The 7,099-nt window shown below is 57.0% G+C and carries 7 protein-coding genes; 5 read left to right on the forward strand and 2 right to left on the reverse strand.

Annotated features, from left to right (window positions below; genetic code table 11):
* The first annotated feature begins 36 nt into the window (after positions 1 to 36).
* The 4 genes from F0155_RS20620 (at position 37) to accC (ending at position 4,431) form a co-directional block, all read left to right on the forward strand.
* Positions 37 to 1,467 carry a M48 family metalloprotease gene (locus F0155_RS20620; RefSeq protein WP_244303562.1) on the forward strand — a complete coding sequence of 477 codons (1,431 nt, stop codon included), beginning with the start codon at positions 37 to 39 and terminating at the stop codon, positions 1,465 to 1,467.
* A gap of 65 nt (positions 1,468 to 1,532) precedes the next feature.
* Positions 1,533 to 2,306 carry a DsbA family protein gene (locus F0155_RS20625; RefSeq protein WP_150526460.1) on the forward strand — a complete coding sequence of 258 codons (774 nt, stop codon included), beginning with the start codon at positions 1,533 to 1,535 and terminating at the stop codon, positions 2,304 to 2,306.
* Positions 2,307 to 2,594: 288 nt separating this feature from the next.
* Positions 2,595 to 3,071, forward strand: a complete 477-nt coding sequence (accB, locus tag F0155_RS20630; protein ID WP_150526461.1) for an acetyl-CoA carboxylase biotin carboxyl carrier protein — start codon at positions 2,595 to 2,597, stop codon at positions 3,069 to 3,071.
* A gap of 13 nt (positions 3,072 to 3,084) precedes the next feature.
* On the forward strand, positions 3,085 to 4,431 hold the full coding sequence (gene accC, locus F0155_RS20635; protein ID WP_150526462.1) for an acetyl-CoA carboxylase biotin carboxylase subunit: 1,347 nt from the start codon (positions 3,085 to 3,087) through the stop codon (positions 4,429 to 4,431).
* A gap of 56 nt (positions 4,432 to 4,487) precedes the next feature.
* On the opposite strand, the gene F0155_RS20640 is transcribed toward accC, so the two are convergent.
* Positions 4,488 to 5,546, reverse strand: coding sequence for a hypothetical protein (locus tag F0155_RS20640; protein ID WP_150526463.1), 1,059 nt, complete (start codon positions 5,544 to 5,546; stop codon positions 4,488 to 4,490).
* Positions 5,547 to 5,826: 280 nt separating this feature from the next.
* Between F0155_RS20640 and aat the strand changes: the two genes are divergently transcribed.
* Positions 5,827 to 6,513 carry a leucyl/phenylalanyl-tRNA--protein transferase gene (gene aat, locus F0155_RS20645; protein ID WP_150526464.1) on the forward strand — a complete coding sequence of 229 codons (687 nt, stop codon included), beginning with the start codon at positions 5,827 to 5,829 and terminating at the stop codon, positions 6,511 to 6,513.
* 7 nt (positions 6,514 to 6,520) lie between these two features.
* Here the strand turns inward: aat and F0155_RS20650 are convergent.
* Positions 6,521 to 7,099: hypothetical protein (locus F0155_RS20650; RefSeq protein WP_204934561.1), on the reverse strand; the 579-nt coding region annotated here is incomplete at its 5' end.

The raw sequence follows: 7,099 nt of genomic DNA on the forward strand, positions 1-7,099 counted from the left end.
GAGTTCCAGCATCAACACAAAATTCGGCGATTACGAGTGACCAGCTCTTCTTCCAAGACAAGATCCATGATCCTCCCCGGTTTGCTGAACCAGTTTGCCCGAAAGGCCCTTGCGACTGCGTGTGCAGCGGCAATTGTCCTGCCGACACTTGCCCTTCCCGTTGCAGCTCAATCTGGAAAACGCGGTCTGCCGCTGGTACGCGATGCCGAAATCGAGGATTTGCTGCGCGATTATGCAACCCCGATTTTCAAGGTTGCCGGGATCGCTTCGTCCACGCCCGAAATCATCTTGGTGAATGACAAGGCTTTCAATGCCTTCGTTCCGGACTCGCGTCGTATCTTCATCAATATCGGCATTTTGATGGATGCCGAGACTCCCGGAGAGGTGATCGGCGTGCTTGCCCATGAAACGGGCCATATTGCCGGTCGCCATCTAGTGCGCGTGAGATCGGCGGCTGCGAATGCCCAGATCATGACGGTCATTGGCGCAATTCTCGGCGCCGGTGCTATTGCCGCGGGTGCCGCGACAGGATCTACCGGTGCGACTACCGGCGGTCTTGCCACAGTTCTTGGATCTGGCTCCGTCGGCCAGCGATCTTTCCTCGCCTATCAGCGCGGTGAAGAAGCTGCGGCAGATATAGCAGCGCTTCGATACCTTAATGCGTCTGGCCAAAGCCCCAGAGGCCTTTTGGCCAATTTCCAGAGGATGGCGGAACAGCAGGCCTTTGCTTCCAAATATGTCGATCCTTATGCGGTTAGCCACCCGATGGCGCGTGATCGCTACTCGGCTCTGGAAATCGAAGCCAAAAAGAGCAAGTACTTCGACAAGCCTGAAGACTATGTGCTCCAGTACCGACATGACATGGCCAAGGCAAAACTCTTTGCCTTTACCAGCCACCCTTCCGCTGTTGCCCGACAATATCCGAGTTCGGACAAGGGACTGCCCGCGCAATATGCGCGCGCTATTGCGGCGATGAAAAGCCGTAGCAAGACTTCGGAAAAACTGATTGATGACCTGATCAGATCGCATCCGAACAATCCCTATTTCCATGAATTGAAGGGACAGGCGCTGCTTGAGCGCGGACAGCCCAAAGCCGCCATTGGCCCGTTCCGCCGCGCCCTTTCCATCAAGCCCAATGAACCGCAGTTTCAGGTCTGGCTTGGTTACGCATTGGTCGGGTCAAACGACAAGTCGGTTTTGCCCGAAGCAGAACGCTTGTTGAAGCAGGCAATTCAGCGCGACCCGAACTCCGGGGTCGGATACGCCCAGCTGGCGATTGCCCATGCCCGGCAAGGGGAAACCGCTGAAGCGGATCTTGCCACCGCCAAGGGGCTGATGATCCGCGGAGACTTTGCTGCTGCCAAACGATACGCAGCACGCGCTCAAAAGAATTTGAAGCGCGGTAGTCCCGCATGGCTTCAAGCGGATGATATTGTGGCTTACAACCCGCCACAGTTGAAAAACTAGACGACCGAACCAATTCAAGGGTCAGAAACGCCAGATTCGGTGACGGCCCGCGCCAGGAGATGCTTATGTTTAAATCCCACCGCCTGATGGCGCCCTTGTTTGGCGCCCTTGCCCTGCTGGCCCTTGCCTTTGGTCCGGTCGCAACGCCTGCTTCAGCGGATGAACTCGACAAGGCTCAGGTCGAACAGATCGTCAAGGATTACCTTCTGCAGAACCCAGAAGTGATTGCCGATGCCCTGACTGAGCTAGACCGCAGGCAAAAGGCTGCAGAGGAAGCTGCCCGTGTAGCTGCCCTGAGCGATTCTGCCGATATTCTCTTCAATTCCACGCGGCAAGTTGTCCTCGGCAATCCTGAAGGCAACGTCACGATGGTCGAGTTCTTCGACTATAATTGCGGCTACTGCAAACGAGCCCATGGCGACATGGTCAAGCTGATGGAAGAAATGCCGAACCTCCGTGTTGTCCTGAAGGAGTTCCCGGTTCTCGGACAGGCGTCCATCGAAGCTGCTCAGGTGGCAATAGCAGTCAACGCAATCGCTCCGGAGAAATATGGTGAGTTTCATGAAGGCCTTCTGCTGCAGCGCGGTCGCGCCAGCAAGGAAAGCGCCATGAAGGCGGCGACTGATCTCGGCCTTTCCGAAGAAGACCTGAACAAGGCAATAAGTTCCGACATTGCCGGTCAGACCATCGAGGAAGTCTATTCGCTTGCAAACCGTCTCGGCCTGACAGGAACCCCGTCCTACGTCATCGGCAACGAGGTGATCATGGGCGCCGTGGGCTACGATGAACTGCGCGGCAAACTCGCAGCAATGGAGAGCTGTGGCACAACAAGCTGTTGAGTTCGTCTTTCGGATAATGTCCTGAGCGAAACAGGCTTTTCCTCGCCTCATTCCGCGCTTATAAGATGCGGGGCCCGCACCAGTGTTGTGGTGACGGGCCCCGCACATTATGTGACATGTGCAAAGCCGGGTGGGGAAAACGGGCCACACCTACGCAATTTTGAACTGGGGGCATCACGCGCCGGATCGGCGATGGCCCTTTGGGAAAACCGCGGACAAGTGCCGCGCAACGAACGGGAAGCTGCAAAGTCAGCTGCTTTGAGAAACCGAACACGAAAGCCGAACCAAATGTCCAATGATAACAAGAAATTCGACACGGCCCTGATCCGCGATATGGCCGTGCTGCTCGACGAGACCAACCTGTCTGAGATCGAACTGGAACATGGCGATGTGCGAATTCGTGTTGCCCGCCAGCTGACTGCCGAGGCTCCGTACACCTATCATGCACCAGCTCCGATGGCCGCCGCTCCCGTTGCTGCGGCCGCTCCTGCTGCTGCACCAGCTGCTCCGGTCGAATCTGCCGCCTCCAACGCTGGCGCGATCGCTTCCCCGATGGTCGGTACGGCCTACCTGTCCCCGGAACCGGGCGCGTCGGTGTTTGTCAATGTTGGCGACAAGGTCAAGGAAGGTCAGACCATCCTGATCATCGAAGCCATGAAGACCATGAACCACATCCCGGCAACCAAGTCCGGCACCGTCAAGCAGATCCTTGTCGAGGATGCCCAGCCGGTTGAATTCGGCGAGCCGCTGATCATCGTCGAATAAGGACCCGAGGCGAATGTTTTCCAAGATCCTGATTGCCAATCGCGGCGAGATTGCCCTGCGCATCTTGCGCGCCTGCAAGGAGCTGGGCATCTCCACGGTCGCTGTTCATTCGACAGCCGATGCCGATGCCATGCATGTCCGCCTTGCCGACGAGAGCGTCTGCATTGGCCCGCCTGCTGCACGCGACAGCTACCTCAATATTCCGAACCTTCTGGCAGCCTGTGAAATCACCGGTGCTGATGCGGTTCACCCCGGCTATGGGTTCCTTTCCGAGAATGCCCGGTTTGCGGAAATTCTCGAGGCCCATAACATCGAGTTTATCGGCCCGACCGCCGAGCATATCCGCATCATGGGTGACAAGATCCAGGCCAAGCAGACGGCCAAGGAACTCGGCATTCCGGTTGTTCCGGGTTCTGAAGGCGGGATTACCTCCAACGAGGAAGCCCACCGGGTTGCCGATGAAATTGGATATCCGGTTCTCGTGAAAGCTGCTTCCGGTGGCGGTGGCCGCGGCATGAAGGTTGCCCAGACAAAGGCTGACCTCGATGTCGCCTTGTCGACCGCCCGCTCGGAAGCCAAGGCCGCGTTTGGCGACGATGCACTCTACATGGAGAAGTATCTCGGCAAGCCGCGCCACATCGAAATTCAGGTGCTTGGCGATGGCAAGGGCAACGCAGTCCATCTGGGCGAACGCGACTGTTCCTTGCAGCGCCGCCACCAGAAGGTCTTTGAGGAAGCACCCTCCCCGTGCCTCAATCTGGAGCAGCGCGCCGAGATCGGTGAAGTCGTCGCAAGTGCAATGCGCAAGCTGAAATATCGCGGTGTGGGCACGATCGAGTTTCTCTATGAGAATGGCGAGTTCTATTTCATCGAAATGAACACCCGCCTTCAGGTGGAACACCCGGTAACAGAGATGATCACCGGCATCGATCTGGTCAACGAGCAAATCCGCATCGCGGCTGGTGGCTCGCTGGACATGACGCAGGATGACATCAAGTTCACCGGCCACGCCATCGAGTGCCGCATCAATGCCGAAGATCCGCGCACCTTTGCTCCGTCTCCGGGCACGATCACCTACTATCACCCGCCGGGAGGCCTCGGTGTGCGTGTCGATTCCGCCGTCTATCAGGGCTACAAGATCCCGCCCTATTACGACAGCATGATCGGCAAGCTCATCGTTCACGGGCGGAACCGCGTGGAATGCATGATGCGTCTGCGGCGCTGCCTGGACGAATTCGTTGTTGACGAAATCAAGTCGACCCTGCCGCTGTTCCGTGACCTCGTTGACAATCAGGACATCGCCAATGGCCAGTATGACATTCACTGGCTGGAGAAGTACCTGGCTGACGGGTCCAAGTGACCCTGACCACCAAGATATCGAAAAGGGGCCGAGTGGCCCCTTTTTTTGTCTGCGAGCTACCGCGCGGCGATAGGCACCGGCATGTCCAGCGTCGCAAAGAATTTCAGTTCCGGGCTCTGTCCGGACGGGACGAAGAACGCCTTTGTCAGATCGGGATTGCTCACGTGGACCGGCGCCGTTGTAAAGGTCGTGATGTTGGTCAAGTCGCTGTTGTCTCGTGGATAGGCATGGTCCACTGTGTTAACGACAGCATGATGTCCGTAGCCGCCGCCGGTTAGCGCTCCCAGTCCGTCGACATTGAACACCAACCCGCCCGGCGAGGTCGCCACAGCCCCACTGACGATGCTCATGCCGCCTGACGGGATCAGCTGGATCTGGATAAAGAGCTGCCCCTTCTGCGGATAGGCCCGCACCAAGCGCCGCTCGGCATGGTCGAGGCAGATTTCCAAGCCGAAGGTAACGTGATCGAGATGGAAGATCGAGCCGCCGTTGAAGCCGCCCCCGCCTCCACCGCCCGGGGTATTGATTTCCTTCGTGTAGCTGGCATCGCCGATTGACGGAAGATGGCTCGTGTTGAAGTCGGAAAGCCCACTTGCCGGAAACTTGAGGTAGTCAATACCGCTCTTGAACTCCTTCATGACAACAACACGATTGGCCAATTGGAGATCAGGATCGGAATAACCGCCCTTTTGGACGATCGCGACATTATACGCCTCGTAGGTGTTGGTCTTTGGGTCGAGGCTTTGCAGAATGACCGTTCCGAATACGAACAGCCAATCCCGATAGCGGCTGTCGCTCACGGCCGCGGACAATTCATCGATCAGCGACGGAGCTGACATATCTCCCTGAATGCCGGTCATCATTTCAATGCCATACCCGCCATGCAGGCCACGAAAATAGAACTCCGGTGCCATGAATATCTTGAGTGTTCCCGGGCTGGTATCGACCGACCCGTTGCTTGCTGCCGTGGATACGGCCTGTTTCATCAGGCCAATTCGCGTGTTCAGATCATCCACGTCGGACAACTGGCCCGTATAGGCGGCGCTGGACGTTCCCGGATTGGCTGGTCCGGCGTAAATGTCGTACCCGATAAACTGCACCTTGTTGTAGTACATGTGCTTTCCCTTCCTGCGTTGCGGGAGGCCTTGACGGCGGTCACCGGAAGGGACGCAGGCGGGGAACAGCTTGTGAAAACCCGGCTTCGGGCTGCGGCCTGAGAATGCACCGCAGCGTAATTTTCGGTTGAAGACGGAAAGTCTTCTGTTTTCCTTTTGAAAAATCTGCCAAATTAGTGTTTGCGTGCGCGTACTTACCCCATCAGCACCGGGATAGCCGCGCTCCCGAAAGAAGACATTCCGGAGACTTTTCTCCGAATTGCTGGAGACGGGAAGCCAAATGGCGGGATACAAAAACGATATCGTGATGGAAATCACACCGCAGGTGCTCCTGAAGGCTTATGCCTGCGGGCTGTTTCCGATGGCGGAATCTGCCGATGATCCGGGACTGTTCTGGCTTGAGCCTGAACGCCGCGGCATACTTCCGCTCGACAATTTCCATCTGCCGAAGAGCCTGAAAAAGACAATCCGGCAGGACGTGTTCGAGATTCGCGTCAGCACCGACTTTCAGGGCGTTATCGACGGATGCTCCTCTCCACTCGCCGGTCGGTCCAAGACATGGATCAACAGCGAAATTCGTCGTCTCTATGGCGAACTGTTCGACATGGGCTATTGCCACACTGTCGAAGCCTGGCAGGGTGACAATCTTGTCGGCGGCCTCTACGGGGTCAGTCTGAACGGCGCGTTTTTCGGCGAGAGCATGTTCACGATGGCAACGGATGCCTCAAAGGTCTGTCTGGCCCACCTTGTCGCGCGCATGATCACCGGTGGCTATACGCTGCTCGACACCCAATTCGTGACAGAGCATCTCAGCCGCTTTGGCACGGTGGAAGTTCCGCAAGCCGACTACAACGAGCGACTTGCGGAAGCGTTGAAACAGGAACCGGACTTCTACGCCTTTCCAACAAATGCGACCGGCGCCGAAGTTCTGACCGTTCTTGAAAGCTGGAAAGCCGGGCAGCGCTGACCGCGCCTCAAATCGCGGCAACAATGGCCGCGGCCAACCCGTCCGGTGAGTCAGCCTGGTAGGCGGGCACATTGGTTGGAATAACCAAGCTGCAGAGTTCCTTGTCATCGGTTCCGTAGAACGTGATGGTTGAAGAGCCGGCGAAGTCCTCCGATTGCAGAAGACTGTCCAACAGATAGGCATTGGCTGGCAAAGTGAACCTGAAGGTCGCCTTGTTGCCTCTTTCGCGACTGCCTTCGAACTCCCGTGACTGAGTGTTGGAATAGCTGTACCCGGCAATTTGTCCGATTGCCATGCTGGCTCCGGATGCTGCAGTTGACGTCAAGCTCGGAATTCCGATGGAAAAGTCGTTCTTTGTGGAGCTGGCGATCAGGCTTCTGAAGCTGCGGGTCCGGCTGGCCTCCATTTCCACTTCGATATCTTTTCCGGTGGAATTCTTTGTAAACGGGATGCGAAAGGTCATGACGCTGTAAGCATCGGAAGGCAAAAAGCTATCCGCGCTCACCTTGAGTGTGGAAACAAGACCAATGTTCTGAGACTGTGCAGATTTTTGTGCCCTGGCGCTTTGATTACGCCATTGGGAAGC

The sequence above is a fragment of the Roseibium sediminis genome, assembly GCF_008711325.1.
Lineage (GTDB): Bacteria > Pseudomonadota > Alphaproteobacteria > Rhizobiales > Stappiaceae > Roseibium > Roseibium sediminis.

Bases quoted from the DNA above. Each gene is read 5' to 3' on its own strand.
- F0155_RS20625 (WP_150526460.1), top strand. From the start codon at position 1,533: ATGTTTAAATCCCACCGCCTGATGGCGCCCTTGTTTGGCGCCCTTGCC.
- accB (WP_150526461.1), top strand. From the start codon at position 2,595: ATGTCCAATGATAACAAGAAATTCGACACGGCCCTGATCCGCGATATG.
- accC (WP_150526462.1), top strand. From the start codon at position 3,085: ATGTTTTCCAAGATCCTGATTGCCAATCGCGGCGAGATTGCCCTGCGC.
- F0155_RS20640 (WP_150526463.1), bottom strand. From the start codon at position 5,546: ATGTACTACAACAAGGTGCAGTTTATCGGGTACGACATTTACGCCGGA.
- aat (WP_150526464.1), top strand. From the start codon at position 5,827: ATGGCGGGATACAAAAACGATATCGTGATGGAAATCACACCGCAGGTG.